This is a genomic window from Marinomonas aquiplantarum (genome assembly GCF_003314975.1).
GTDB classification, from domain to species: Bacteria; Pseudomonadota; Gammaproteobacteria; order Pseudomonadales; family Marinomonadaceae; genus Marinomonas; species Marinomonas aquiplantarum.
The window spans coordinates 59,608-72,872 of record NZ_QNRF01000010.1 but is presented as its reverse complement, the minus strand read 5'-3'; the positions used below and the strand labels follow the sequence as shown (position 1 = coordinate 72,872).

Sequence of the window (13,265 nt, the reverse complement as noted above, 5' to 3'; positions counted from 1 at the left end):
TTCTGCTTTGAAAGGTTGTGTTGATCAAAAGCTGCTAAGTAAGACTTAGCAGCTTTTTTTGTACTTCGGGGCGTGAATCTGGCTGGTTAACACCTTCGTACAGAAGAGGTTGTACCGTCAGTTTGATGGGGCTGTTTTCCATTAAGAAGCCAGAAATAAAGTCGTTCTCAGTTTGCCTTTGCAAACGCAGGTCTTCAAACATGGAGGAACGATTTAGTCGCGTAAGTTTGGCAACGGTGCTGATGCGATTTTTCAGGTTGTCATAAGATAAGTGCTGACTGTGCTCAGCGTAAGCAAATTTAGGATGAGTAAAGACGCTTTCTAATTCCGCTAGGGTCGCTTCCATCAAGGTGCCATATTCATCATCTAAAATATCCCCATTGTGTAGATTGAAAATCGCGGTAATGGGATTAATGACGGCATTGACGGCCAGTTTTTCAATGATTCTTTGGTGAATGTTGCGAACGCCAAACCCTTCTAACGGAAAGTCTATAGTGGCCTCCGAGGGCAGCCAAGGGCCAAAGTAGGTGTCGCCTAATCCTGTGTGTTTGATGTGATTGTGTTCAATTTTAAGAACCCCTTCACTGGTGACGCCTGCCCATAACGTCTGCTCAGGCTGTAATTGCTTTTGTAATTGATCTTGTGCGCCTAACCCATTGCACAGGCAAACGACGTCAGCGTCATCGCTAAGGTGCTCTGATACTTGCTGATACGCTTCGACAAGGTCAAATGACTTAGTGCACAAGAGCACTTTTTGGTATTGCTTTTCGAGAGTGTCGGCGGTGAACGTCTTTATTTTATAGGTGTGTGTTTCAGCCTGCTGTTGTCCGCTTTCATCTACTAAGGAATCTAGGGTGATTTTTTTTCCGGGGTCGGTGCTTCGATAAACTAGATGCACTTTGTGGTCGAGGCTTTTCAGTTTACAAGCCCAAAATAGGCCGATGGCACCAGAGCCAACCACTAACCAAGGAGATTGCTTCATAACGTGATCCATTAGGTGTTTTATTTCAATTCTTGCTATTATCGCGCCAAACGAACTGATTGAAAATGCAAAGGAGCAGAAAATGCCATCATTTGATGTAGTCTCTGAATTGGACTGGCACGAAGTAAGCAACGCCGTAGACCAAGCAAACCGAGAAATTACAACACGTTACGACTTTAAAGGTGTTAAAGCCAGCTTTGAAATAAAAGATAAATCCAGTGTCGTTATGCAGGCCGAAGCCGAGCCTCAGCTACGTCAATTGTCGGATATTTTGAATCAAAAGCTGGTTAATCGTGGTATTGATCTGAAAAGTCTGGAAAAAGAAGACATTGAAAAAGGCAATATGCGCGTCTCGCAAGCGGTCAAAATGAAAGAAGGTATTGAAGCGGCGGAAGCGAAAAAGATTGTCAAAATGATCAAAGACAGCAAGATCAAAGTACAGGCGCAAATTCAAGGTGATCAGTTGCGCGTCACGGGTAAAAAACGTGATGATTTGCAGCAAGTTATGACATTACTGCGTGGTGCCGATTTATCACAACCTGTGCAATTTAATAACTTCCGCGACTGACTTAAACAAAGGCAGTCACCTAATGTAGGTGGCTGTTTTTACCAAGCTCTATTGGTCTTTGTATTTTAGTTTTCCCGCAATAATTAGCCAACCTTCGGCCTCTAATCTTTCTTTCTGGCGAAGATAAGCCTCTGACCCTTCTATAAAGCTAATGCGCTTCTGTGCATTGACCACTCGATACCAAGGTAACTTAGTGTCTTTGGGCAATTTTTTGAGTAATTGACCAACTTGACGAGCATAACCAGGAAAGCCTGCTAGAGTGGCGATTTCCCCGTAGCTAAAGCATTCTCCTACTTGTGACTGGTGTAAAATCAGAAATACTTGAGATTTAAAATGCGTCATTGCTTGATTAGTCACGGTATTGCCCATAGTTATAGAGTAAGTGAAAAACAAAAGAAGGTGATCATGAGATTCGCGTTATTACTATTTATCCTTGTGCCCATTATCGAAATGACTGTTCTGATACAGGTTGGCAGTGAAATCGGCAGCTTGGCGACAGTCGGCTTGGTCTTTCTAACCGCCATTGTAGGGGTGACTCTGATTCGTAAGCAAGGTTTAGAGACCTCATTAAAGGCCCAAGAAAAAATGCGTCGTGGTGAGCTGCCAGCATCAGAAGTGGCTGAAGGCGTGATGTTGTTGTTTGCTGGCTTGTGTTTACTGATTCCAGGCTTTGTCACCGATGCTATTGGTGGCTTGTTATTGATTCCTATGTTGCGTAAGTTGTTCGCAGCAGGCTTGGTGGTTAAATTGATGAGCTCTGTGATGGCGCGCGGTACTCAGTGGCGCAGTCGAGGTTATTATGAATCCTCAAAAGAGGGTGACATCATCGAAGGCGAGTACGCTAACGAAGACAATGATTTAATTGATAAAAAATAATTTATTGGATGGGTTGAAAAATAAATTAGCAACCGTATATAAAAGTCCGATAGAGATTCTCGCAACTGAGCGAGATAAGTCCTGCCAGGGGAGTCCTGGTATTGTTTTAATTGGAGAAAATGATTGATGAATATTCGTCCTTTGCACGATCGTGTCGTTGTTCGCCGTAAAGAAGAAGAAACAACAACCGCATCTGGTATCGTCCTACCTGGATCTGCTACAGAAAAACCAACACAAGGTGAGGTTTTGGCTGTGGGCACTGGCCGTATTCAGTCTAATGGCGATGTAAGTGCGCTTGCTGTTAGTGTTGGTGACACTGTTCTTTTCGGTCAATACTCAGGCCAAACAGTGAAAATCAACGGTGAGGAACTGCTTATCATGAAAGAAGATGAAATTTACGGCGTTATTGAAGCCTAATTCATCTTATCCTTCCTATTTATTTTTGTAACATTAAAACAGTTAAAAGGTATTAGAGCATGTCAGCTAAAGAAGTTAAATTTGGAGACAGTGCACGTCAGCAAATGCTGAAAGGCGTTAATGTACTAGCCGATGCGGTGAAAGTAACTTTGGGGCCTAAAGGTCGTAACGTTGTCATCGAAAAATCTTTCGGCGCGCCATTAGTGACAAAAGACGGTGTGACCGTTGCGAAAGAAATCGAATTGGAAAACAAATTCGAGAACATGGGCGCACAAATGGTGAAAGAAGTTGCGTCACAAGCAAACGACGTAGCGGGCGACGGTACAACGACAGCAACCGTATTGGCACAAGCTTTGGTAACAGAAGGGCTTAAATCAGTTGCAGCGGGTCGTAACCCAATGGATCTTAAGCGTGGTATCGACAAAGCGTCTGAGGCTGTTGTGGCTGAAATCGCTGCTTTGTCTACTCCTTGTGCCGACACTCGTGCGGTTGAACAAGTAGGTACTATCTCTGCAAACTCTGACGCGTCTGTTGGTAAAATCATTGCAGAAGCTATGGAGCGTGTTGGTAAAGAAGGTGTTATCACGGTAGAAGAAGGTTCTGGTTTCGAAGACGAACTAGCCGTAGTAGAAGGTATGCAGTTCGATCGCGGTTACCTATCTCCTTACTTCATCAATAACCAAGAAACTATGAGTGCGGAACTTGAAAACCCATTCATCCTTTTGGTTGATAAGAAAATCTCTAACATCCGTGACTTGCTACCAGTATTGGAAGGTGTTGCAAAAGCTTCTCGTCCACTATTGATCATTGCGGAAGACGTTGAAGGTGAAGCCTTGGCGACTTTGGTTGTTAACAGCATGCGCGGTATCGTGAAAGTGGCGGCAACGAAAGCGCCTGGTTTCGGTGATCGTCGTAAAGCGATGTTGGAAGACATTGCGATCCTAACAGGTGCGACTGTGATCTCTGAAGAAGTGGGTCTAAGCCTAGAAGGTACAACTCTTGAGCAGCTAGGTACAGCGAAGCGTGTTACTTTGACAAAAGAAAGCACGACTATCGTTGACGGTGCTGGCGATGCAGCAAACATCACGTCTCGTGTTGAGCAAATCCGCGCTGAAATCGCGAACTCTTCTTCTGATTACGACAAAGAGAAATTGCAAGAGCGCGTAGCGAAATTGGCCGGCGGTGTTGCGGTTATCAAGATCGGTGCTGCAACTGAAGTAGCGATGAAAGAGAAGAAAGCTCGTGTAGACGATGCACTTCACGCGACTCGCGCAGCTGTTGAAGAAGGTGTTGTTGCGGGTGGTGGTGTTGCTCTAGTCCGCGCATTGACGAAAGTTGTTAACCTAGAAGGTGACAACGAAGATCAGAACGTCGGTATTGCACTAGCACTTCGTGCTATGGAAGCGCCAATGCGTCAGATCGTGACTAACGCAGGTGACGAAGCGTCTGTAGTGGTAGACAAGGTGAAGCAAGGCGAAGGTAACTACGGTTACAACGCAGCGACTGGTGTTTACGGCGACATGTTGGAAATGGGTATCCTAGATCCAGCGAAAGTAACACGTTCTGCGCTTCAAGCAGCCGCTTCTGTTGCTGGTCTAATGATCACCACTGAAGCTATGATTGCTGATCTTCCAAAAGAAGACGCTCCTGCTATGCCTGACATGGGTGGCATGGGCGGAATGGGTGGCATGGGCGGCATGATGTAATCAGCCCCCCAACACTCAGCTTAGCTGAAAAACGAAGCCCCGCTGCCGAAAGGTAGCGGGGCTTTTTTGTTTATTTATAATGTCTATGTTGAGACCAGCTTTTTGCATCTGAAGCAGGTTTGAATATTCACCATTTGATAGAGCGTCATAAGGATGGAAGTGACAAATTGGATAACTTGCAGTTGTTGCATCCTAATTGTCATCGCTAAACTCATAATTTTTTTTAAAACTATTTTTTTGGTTTTTTGGTTTTTTGAGTTGATATTTTAATATTTGCCAGAATCTCTATGGTGAGGTGGCTAAATTGTGAGGTGATTAATGTTATTAAAGCGTATATACGACAAAGATCTAACCAGTGTTAGGAAGGATGACCATAAGTCATTAATTATCTGTAAAGATATGAAAGATAAGGGGTTGATCACATTTAAGGAATCTGGTCTGGTGAGGCATGATGAATCTGAAATGAATGGGATAGCAGATATTCGTCTTACCAAAAAAGGGCGCAAAATGCTCTTTTCAGAGTATGACGAGTATAAGCTAAGTAAGGAGGGCATCAGTAGTTGTATTATACGCCTTAGAAATAGGCAAAATGATCTTAGTCAAGCTGAATTGGATTATCTTGAAAATCTTGCGCTTATATCTGTGAGTTATCCAGAGGGTGAAGAGTTTGAGTTTATTTCTAATGTGGAGTTGACTGATCTAGCGGAAAGATTTTTTCCTAGTAATGAAGCTTAAAAACTGCTGGTCTAGCTCGCTAGCCTTATAAAGCCTTGAGCCGTATGCAGGGAAACTTACACTTACGGTTCTTAGGGGTGGGCGGTCAGTAATGACTGCTCCTTACCCGACATCATCCCCCAAACACTCAGCTTAGCTGAAAAACGAAGCCCCGCTATCGGGAGATAGCGGGGCTTTTTTGTTGTGAAGGTCAATAAGGTTTATTGATTCACTGGAAAGTGCTTTTTCAAAAACGCCATGACGGTAGGTACGTATTTTTCACTGTCAAAGATGCGAGCGCTATGGCCGACGCCTTGTTCTACGTATAGTTCGTTGTCGACACCGTATTCATCCAGCAAGGCTTTGAGGCTCTCACTTTGGGATAAAGGTACGCGTTTGTCTTGATCGCCGTGCAGTTGAATGTAAGCGGGAGACTCAGCATTGATGTAGCTGGTGGAAGAGGCTTGTTTGGCTAATTCAGGGTTGTCGGTGGGGGCGCTACCAAGAAACATGGAAACAGAGGACCTTGGGCCGACTTTCTTACCGCCTTTGGTGCCCATAGCAAGTAGGTCAGTAGGGCCAAAGAAACTGACGACCGCTTTGACTTTGTAGTTAGGTTGAGCGTAAAAATCCACTTTTTCGTATGCGGCGTTTGTTGCGCCGATGAATCCCGCTAGATGTCCGCCAGCGGATCGCCCCATCATCACCAATTGATCGGCTTTTAGGTTGTAGTTGTCCGCATGTTTGTGAATAAAGTTGATGGCGTCGTTAATGTCCTGCACAGGGCTGGGAAAGCTGGCTTCGCCACTGAGTCGATAATCAACCGAGACCAAAGCGTAACCTTCTTTTAATACTGAATTTAGGAGTAGTGGGTTTTTGTTAGGAATGGCGTCTTTGCTGCCGCGTTTCCACGCGCCACCATGAACCCAGACCAATAGTGGATGTTTTTGGTCGGTCTTAATGGTGGGGAGGTAGATGTCCAGTTTGATGTCTTTGTCATTAACTTGCTTGAAGGGAATGTTTTTTTCAACGGTGTAATGATTTTGCCCAGTGTTAGTGGCGTTGGCATTAGTTAGAGTGATGACGGTGAGAGTGAGTGCGCTAAGTAGCTTTTTCATGCGTTCCTCTTAGGTTGAGAGTCCATAGTTATGTTGGGGAAATGATATCTTTTCTCAATTGGCTCTCAAAGTTGCTAGACACTTCTTTACATTTGTGGCGAGTCTGATTCATCAATTTTGATGTTTAGGGTGCTGATAATTTGATCGGTTTCTATCTGCTAACATTATGAAAACATTTATAAAAATACGTTTTTAGGGCAGATTTCCTTGCCTTTTATCTATATGAGTATCATTATCATTAACTATTTTTAGTGGTTAAGTGTGGCGTTTATAGAATGTTGTCCAATCGAAAGTTGTTAGAGTTAATTGAGTCACAGCGCTTTGGTGTAGAGTTTCAACCTATTGTGGAATTAAAAAGTGGCGATGTGTATGCCTATGAAGCATTGTCGCGCTTTAAAATGGCGGATGGTGGTTTGGTTCGCCCTGATTTTGTCTATGCTGCTTTGCATGACAATCCATTATTATTGTTGCAGGTTGAATTAGCGCAAAAACGCATTCAGCTTGATGGGTTATCTCGCCAACAAAGGGTGTTTGTTAATCTGGATCAGGATGCTTTTTATGCGTGTGGAACAGACGTCGAAGATAACCCTTTCATAGAGTTAATCCAGGATTATGATCAAGATCGGGTGATTGTTGAGTTAATTGAAAACTCAGAAATGAGTGATGCCTTGATGAGTCTGTCGATGATTGAGGTATTTAATAAGCTGGGTGTTAGAACGGCGTTAGACGATTTATGTAACCCTAAATCTATGTTGTCGGTTGCTGTGTTGCAATTGGTTGAGTGGGTTAAATTGGATAAATGTGTGCTAGAACAAAGATTAGATGCTAATTTTATGGTGTTCGTCGAAAAAATGATCGACTTTGCTAAGGTGACTGGCAAAAAAGTGGTATTGGAAGGGGTGGAAAAAGAATCAGACTTGGTATTTGCCCATCAGATAGGGGTGGATTATGTACAAGGTTTTTATTTTAAAGAGCGCTTTATATCGGAGTGGGCTTAGCTTTTTGAGAGGGGATTCTAGAGCGGTCATTCGTTTTTTAAGAATGCGTCTTTTGTGTAAATATTGAGCGAAAAAGTCAGCCTAACTCATTTAGTCCAAACCATTGATTCTAAAGCTATTGATAAATGCTCACCTGTGTAAGATACTTGTTTAATATTTGTGTCCGTTATTCGTAAATAAAGGGAAGCTTATGCTCAGAAAAACCCTCGTCAGTATTGCTGTGTCTGGAGCTTTATATGTCTCCAGCAGTTACGCGCTAGAGTTGGGTGAGTTAACCTCGCAGTCAAGCTTAAATGAGCCATACCGCGGGAAAATTGAGCTTTCTGATGTGGGCGCATTAACCAGTGACGATATTTTGGTGCGCTTAGGCAGCGAAAGTGAATTTCGTCAGGCTGGCTTTATGCCAACGCGTGTTTTATCTCAACTGAAGTTTGATGTGGCACAAGAAAATGGCGACTTTGTCGTTTCCGTTTCCTCTGATCGTCCACTGATGGTGGATGAGTTGCATTTTGTGTTAGCTGCTCGTTGGCCGAGTGGTCAAGTGGTGCGAGAATACCAAGTGCCGCTAAATCAAACGGCGTTGGTAGATAAAGCGCAAAGTGAGGTAGTACAAGCTGCGCCTGTCACATCTGCGCCTGCAAGTAATCAAACAACGGACACATCAACGTTTGCTGAGGCAACAGCTGCGGCTGAAAACATGCCTATTCAAGCGGAACTTGATGTGGTCAAAGGGAACACTCTTTGGTCTATTGCTGGTCGCAATCGTCCTACTAATCAATTGACCATTTATCAAACGATGATGGCGATTCAGGCGTTGAATAAAGACGCGTTCTATTCTGACAACATCAACTTGCTCAAGGAAGGTGCGGTATTGCGCCTGCCGACACAAGAGCAAATTGCCCTGTTTAATAACAATGTTTCCAAAGCTGAGTTTCAGCGTCAGCATGATGCTTGGATGGCTTTGAAAGCCGCGAAGGGTGATCAAGGAAACGTTGAGCAAGCACAACTTAATACTCAAGCTGAAGCTAAGCCTGCCGCGACTGCCGCTGAAAAAACAGGCGACCAACTTACTTTGGCGGCCGGGCAAAGTGTGTTGCCAGAAAAAGACTCCAGTTCTAATGCTGGTGACAGCAACAGTGCGATGGTTAACTCGTTGAAGAGTGAGTTGTCCGCGTCACAAGAAATGCTAGACAAAGAGAAGCGTGAAAAAGGCGAGCTGTCTGACAAGCTAACGGACCTCAATAAACAATTAGAAACCCTTGAAAAGCTAATTAGTCTAAAAGATAAACAAATGGCAGAGTTGCAGCAGCAATTCGCCAGTGCTCAACAGGCGTTACAAGAGCAAAAAAATACCGTCGATCAGCTTTTGGAAGCCGACCAAATTCGCCGCGAGAAAGAACAGGCGGAAGCGGACTCCTTGATGAATACCATTTTTGGTAATCCTATCATCTTGTCAATTGGCGCCGGCGTATTGCTTCTGTTGGGTTTCTTGATCGGCTTAATTATGCGCCGCTCGGGTAAGAAACAAATTGAGGATGTCGACAGCGCAAAAAAGGATGAATTTGATTTATCTACCGCAGCAGTGGCTGCAGCACCGGTTGCGGCGGTGGCGTTAGATGAAGCTATTGATGAGCCAGAAGCGAAAGAAGAGCTAGCAGAAGAAGACCCTTTTGCATTCGACTTTGATACCCCTGAAGACGAGCCTGAGGATTTTAATGCTTTTGATGAAGAGGTTGCTTCAACTGATTTCCCAGAAGTAGCCGATGACATGGATATGGGCTTTGAGGAAGAGGCGGCTGCAGAAGACATTCTTGAAAATGCTGATGAGCCTGAAGAAGAGTTTCCTGGGTTCGAAGATATCGATGATCTGCCTGATCCTGTATTGGATTTGGCCGATGAAGAGAGTTCTGCTGAAGAGGCGTTTGATGGTGATGATATCCCAACCATGGAGCCTGAACTGGATGAATTTGATTCTTTGGATGAACCAGAAGCAGAAGCGGAAGACGATCTATCCGAATTTACCGCACCAGACGATCTTCAAATTGACAGTGAAGAAGAGTCTTTTGTTTCAAATTTGTTAGAAGACACTGAGCAAGAAGATGTAGATGAATCTGCGATCTTCAATGGTGTGCCAGACGACAGTGTGGAAAATTCTATTGAAGAAACACTTGCTGAAATGCAGGACGAGGTCGAAGAGATCGATGTGCCAGCTTTTGGTGAGGCTGAAGCGGCTTCGGATGAAGCAATAAGTGATGATGAAGAAGAGTTTGATTTCTTTGATGCCAGTGGTGATGAAGTTGCAACCAAACTTGATCTGGCAAGAGCCTATATGGATATGGGTGACGAAGAAGGTGCTCGTGTAATTTTAGAAGATGTGGTTGAATCCGGTAATGAACAGCAAATTGCCGAAGCACAAAGTATGATGGAGCGCATGTTCCCAAGTGACTAAGAAAGTAGTACTGGTCGTTGAGTATAACGGCTCAGCGTATAAGGGCTGGCAAGCCCAAAAGTTTGATGTTCCAAGTGTTCAAGAAAATTTAGAAAAAGCCTTGTCTGTGATCGCCAATCATACGGTAAAAGTTGTATGCGCAGGGCGCACAGACTCAGGTGTTCATGCCAGTGCGCAAGTTGTGCATTTTGAGACTCAAGCGGAGCGAAATGAGCGAGCTTGGACTTTGGGTGTTAACACATACCTTCCTGATGATATTACCGTTGTGGCGGCCCGTTATGTAGAGGATGACTTTCATGCTCGATTCAGTGCTTTAAGTCGCCGCTATCGTTATGTGATCTATCAAGCAGATTTTTGTCCGGCTATTTTGGCTAAAGGAGTGACTTGGACTTACAAGTCACTTGATGTCAATGTCATGCGACAAGCCGCTGCGACCTTTATTGGTACGCATGATTTTACGTCTTTTCGTGCGGTTGGTTGTCAAGCCAATACACCAGTTCGAACCATCTTGAATTTTGACGTTCATCAATTGGGTCAGTACATCGTTTTGGATGTACGAGCGAATGCTTTTCTGCATCACATGATACGAAACTTTGCCGGTGTGTTGATGACGATAGGTGCTGGTGAGCAGCCGCTGGAATGGGCACAACAAGTATTAGATGCTAAAGACAGAGCGAAAGGCGGTATTACTGCACCGCCATACGGTTTGTATTTTGTTGATGCTGAATACCCAAAACATTTTAATGTGCCTGTGTGCAAATTAGGCCCTCATTTTTTACCCTTTGTAGACGAGTCCCGTTATGAGTTGTCGAGTTAAAATCTGTGGAATTACTAATTTAGCGGATGCGCTATCGGCTTGTGAAGCGGGCGCGGATGCTTTGGGCTTTGTTTTTTATGAAAAAAGCCCGCGTTATGTCAGCCCTGATGTGGCGAATGATATTGTGGCTCAGTTGCCGCCATTCGTGGTGCCAGTGGCGTTGTTTGTTGACGCGGGAAAAAGTCTGATTGAGTCGGTTATTGGCTCCAGTGCCCGTTGGATGATTCAATTTCATGGCCATGAAACTGAGGCTGAATGCGTGTCTTATCAGCGTCATTATATGAAGGCCTTACGGGTGAAAGAGGGTGATGACATTGCCCTCAATGTGTCACAATACCCCAGCGCAAGTGCTATTCTGTTGGATGCTTATAAGAAAGGAATTCCAGGTGGCACAGGTGAAACCTTTAACTGGTCGTTGATACCCAGTGATTTGCCTAAACCTATTGTATTGGCGGGTGGCTTAACGCCAGATAATGTCACTCAAGCGGTGACTCAAGTGTCACCTTATGCGGTTGATGTGAGTGGTGGTGTTGAGCAATCAAAAGGCATCAAAAATAATTTGAAAGTGACAGAGTTTATAACGGGAGCAAAACGTGGATAGCAAGAAAGATCATATCAATTTGCCGGATGAACATGGGCGTTTTGGTGATTATGGTGGTGTGTTTGTTTCCGAAACACTGATGTCGGCATTGGATGATTTGTCGAAAATGTATGAAACCTTATCAAAGGATGCGGATTTCCAAGCCGCGTTTGATTACGATTTGGCTCATTACGTTGGGCGACCTTCACCTTTGTACTTTGCTGAACGTCTGACACAAAAAGCCGGTGGGGCGAAGATCTACTTAAAACGTGAAGATTTGAACCACACAGGGGCGCATAAAATTAACAACACCATAGGTCAAGCCTTATTGGCGAAACATATGGGTAAGCCCAATATTATTGCGGAAACTGGGGCTGGGCAGCATGGTGTGGCTTCGGCGACGGTGGCGGCTCGTCTTGGTTTGAAATGCAAAGTGTTTATGGGCGCAGAGGACATCCGTCGTCAGTCTCTTAATGTCTATCGTATGAAGCTGTTGGGCGCAGAAGTGATTTCTGTTGAGTCCGGTACGCAAACTCTGAAAGACGCGTTGAATGAGGCCATGCGTTACTGGGTTGGCAATGTGGATGATACCTTTTACATCATAGGTACGGCGGCAGGTCCTCATCCTTATCCTAAGTTGGTTCGTGATTTTCAGGCGATTATTGGCCGTGAGACGAAGCAGCAATGTATTGAGCATGAAGGGCGTTTGCCTGATGCGGTTGTCGCTTGTGTTGGTGGCGGTTCTAATGCGATTGGAATGTTTCATCCTTTTATTGAGGATGAGTCTGTGGCCATGTACGGTGTTGAGGCGGGTGGTGATGGTCTTGAAACTGGGCGTCACGCTGCGCCGTTATCTGCTGGTCGTCCAGGTGTCCTGCACGGTAATCGAACTTATGTCATGGCAGACGATGATGGGCAAATTATCGGTACTCATTCTATCTCGGCTGGGTTGGATTACCCAGGTGTAGGACCAGAACATGCTTGGTTAAAAGATGTGGGTCGTGCTCATTATGTGGCCATTAATGATGATGAAGCCATGGATGCGTTCCGAGACTTAACGCGCCTTGAAGGTATTATGCCAGCATTGGAGTCCAGTCATGCTGTGGCTTATGGTATGAAACTCGCGGCGACCATGTCTCCAGACCAAGTCGTTGTTGTAAATTTGTCTGGGCGTGGCGATAAAGATATTTTGACGGTTGCTGAATTGGATGGGATTGAAGTATGAGTCGCATAAAGCAATGTTTTGAAAATTTAGAAAAATCTGGTAAAAAGGCGCTCATTCCATACATCACGGCAGGCGATCCATCTCCTGAGCATACAGTGACCATTATGAATGCTTTAGTGGATGCGGGTGCAGATGTGATCGAGATTGGTATGCCGTTCTCTGATCCGATGGCGGATGGTCCGGTTATTCAGCTTGCCTGTGAGCGCAGTTTAGCGGCGGGCACCAGTGTTCGAAAAGTATTGGAAATTATTGCTGAGTTTAGACAAGGCAATAGTACGACCCCAATTGTTTTGATGGGGTATTTAAACCCGATTGAGTTTTTTGGTTATCAAAAATTTGCCGATGCAGCAAAAGAAGCAGGGGTAGATGGCGTTTTATTAGTAGATCTGACTCCTGAAGAGGCGACAGATGTAGTAGAATGCTTCCGACAAAATGAGATTGATCTGATTTACTTATTGTCACCGACCACCACACTTGAGCGAGCAAAGAAAATTTGCGACTTGGCGTCTGGTTATGTTTATTACGTTTCAGTAAAAGGCGTAACAGGCTCCAGTGAGTTGGACGTGGACAGTGTTAAACAGCATGTAGATACCCTACGTAGTGTGACATCTTTACCTATTGGGGTGGGCTTTGGCATTCGCGATGCAAAAACTGCCGCCGCCGTGAGTCGTTGCTCTGATGGTGTCATTGTCGGCAGCGTATTAGTGAACTGCATTGCTGAAAATAAAGATCAACAAAAAGAATATATAGCTGACGCTCTGGGGGCAATTTTGACTCCAATGCGTAGTGAAATGGACGCCTGAGTGGCAGCAAAT

Annotated in this window: 15 protein-coding genes; 12 read left to right on the top strand and 3 right to left on the bottom strand. The window is 44.6% G+C overall.

The features are described 5' to 3' along the window. Positions 1-34: 34 nt before the first annotated feature. The gene (locus tag DFP76_RS15660) at positions 35-982 is read right to left on the bottom strand and encodes a ketopantoate reductase family protein (RefSeq protein WP_113875544.1); all 948 of its coding nucleotides are present in this window, start codon (positions 980-982) and stop codon (positions 35-37) included. Positions 983-1,064: 82 nt separating this feature from the next. Here DFP76_RS15660 and DFP76_RS15655 point away from each other — a divergent pair, with 82 nt between their 5' ends. Next, positions 1,065-1,550 (top strand): YajQ family cyclic di-GMP-binding protein, encoded by a 486-nt coding sequence (locus tag DFP76_RS15655; RefSeq protein ID WP_013796105.1) that lies wholly within the window; start codon positions 1,065-1,067, stop codon positions 1,548-1,550. Positions 1,551-1,598: 48 nt separating this feature from the next. Here DFP76_RS15655 and DFP76_RS15650 read toward each other — a convergent pair whose 3' ends face one another. Further along, positions 1,599-1,907, bottom strand: coding sequence for an MGMT family protein (locus DFP76_RS15650; RefSeq protein ID WP_281269740.1), 309 nt, complete (start codon positions 1,905-1,907; stop codon positions 1,599-1,601). A gap of 48 nt (positions 1,908-1,955) precedes the next feature. On the opposite strand from DFP76_RS15650, the gene DFP76_RS15645 reads away from it, so the two are divergent. From DFP76_RS15645 to DFP76_RS15625, 5 genes are all read left to right on the top strand, one after another. Further along, positions 1,956-2,426, top strand: coding sequence for an FxsA family protein (locus tag DFP76_RS15645; RefSeq protein ID WP_113875542.1), 471 nt, complete (start codon positions 1,956-1,958; stop codon positions 2,424-2,426). 126 nt (positions 2,427-2,552) lie between these two features. Next, entirely contained in the window at positions 2,553-2,843 is a 291-nt protein-coding gene (locus DFP76_RS15640) for a co-chaperone GroES (protein ID WP_013796108.1), read from the top strand. A gap of 59 nt (positions 2,844-2,902) precedes the next feature. Next, positions 2,903-4,549, top strand: coding sequence for a chaperonin GroEL (groL, locus tag DFP76_RS15635; protein WP_113875541.1), 1,647 nt, complete (start codon positions 2,903-2,905; stop codon positions 4,547-4,549). A 119-nt stretch (positions 4,550-4,668) separates the two neighbouring features. After that, the gene (locus tag DFP76_RS15630; RefSeq protein ID WP_113875540.1) at positions 4,669-4,758 is read left to right on the top strand and encodes an HNH endonuclease; all 90 of its coding nucleotides are present in this window, start codon (positions 4,669-4,671) and stop codon (positions 4,756-4,758) included. Between the two features lie 109 nt (positions 4,759-4,867). Continuing rightward, positions 4,868-5,284 (top strand): hypothetical protein, encoded by a 417-nt coding sequence (locus DFP76_RS15625; protein WP_113875539.1) that lies wholly within the window; start codon positions 4,868-4,870, stop codon positions 5,282-5,284. Between the two features lie 200 nt (positions 5,285-5,484). Here the strand turns inward: DFP76_RS15625 and DFP76_RS15620 are convergent, their stop codons facing one another. Beyond that, the gene (locus DFP76_RS15620) at positions 5,485-6,381 is read right to left on the bottom strand and encodes an alpha/beta hydrolase (protein ID WP_113875538.1); all 897 of its coding nucleotides are present in this window, start codon (positions 6,379-6,381) and stop codon (positions 5,485-5,487) included. Between the two features lie 275 nt (positions 6,382-6,656). On the opposite strand from DFP76_RS15620, the gene DFP76_RS15615 reads away from it, so the two are divergent. The 6 genes from DFP76_RS15615 to trpA all read left to right on the top strand — a co-directional run bounded on the left by DFP76_RS15615 (position 6,657) and on the right by trpA (position 13,253). Beyond that, a complete protein-coding gene (locus DFP76_RS15615; RefSeq protein ID WP_113875537.1) occupies positions 6,657-7,379 on the top strand; it encodes an EAL domain-containing protein in 723 nt (240 codons plus the stop codon). A 190-nt stretch (positions 7,380-7,569) separates the two neighbouring features. Further along, positions 7,570-9,828, top strand: coding sequence for a FimV/HubP family polar landmark protein (locus DFP76_RS15610; RefSeq protein ID WP_113875536.1), 2,259 nt, complete (start codon positions 7,570-7,572; stop codon positions 9,826-9,828). Next, positions 9,821-10,645: a tRNA pseudouridine(38-40) synthase TruA gene (gene truA, locus DFP76_RS15605; protein ID WP_113875535.1), complete on the top strand. Its 825-nt coding sequence runs from the start codon at positions 9,821-9,823 to the stop codon at positions 10,643-10,645. Before DFP76_RS15610 ends, truA begins: the two co-directional genes overlap by 8 nt. After that, positions 10,629-11,246: a phosphoribosylanthranilate isomerase gene (locus tag DFP76_RS15600; RefSeq protein WP_113875534.1), complete on the top strand. Its 618-nt coding sequence runs from the start codon at positions 10,629-10,631 to the stop codon at positions 11,244-11,246. The genes truA and DFP76_RS15600 overlap by 17 nt, the downstream gene beginning before the upstream one ends. Continuing rightward, on the top strand, positions 11,239-12,450 hold the full coding sequence (gene trpB / locus DFP76_RS15595; RefSeq protein WP_113875533.1) for a tryptophan synthase subunit beta: 1,212 nt from the start codon (positions 11,239-11,241) through the stop codon (positions 12,448-12,450). The genes DFP76_RS15600 and trpB overlap by 8 nt, the downstream gene beginning before the upstream one ends. Further along, the gene (gene trpA / locus DFP76_RS15590; protein ID WP_113875532.1) at positions 12,447-13,253 is read left to right on the top strand and encodes a tryptophan synthase subunit alpha; all 807 of its coding nucleotides are present in this window, start codon (positions 12,447-12,449) and stop codon (positions 13,251-13,253) included. The genes trpB and trpA overlap by 4 nt, the downstream gene beginning before the upstream one ends. The last annotated feature ends 12 nt before the right edge of the window (positions 13,254-13,265 follow it).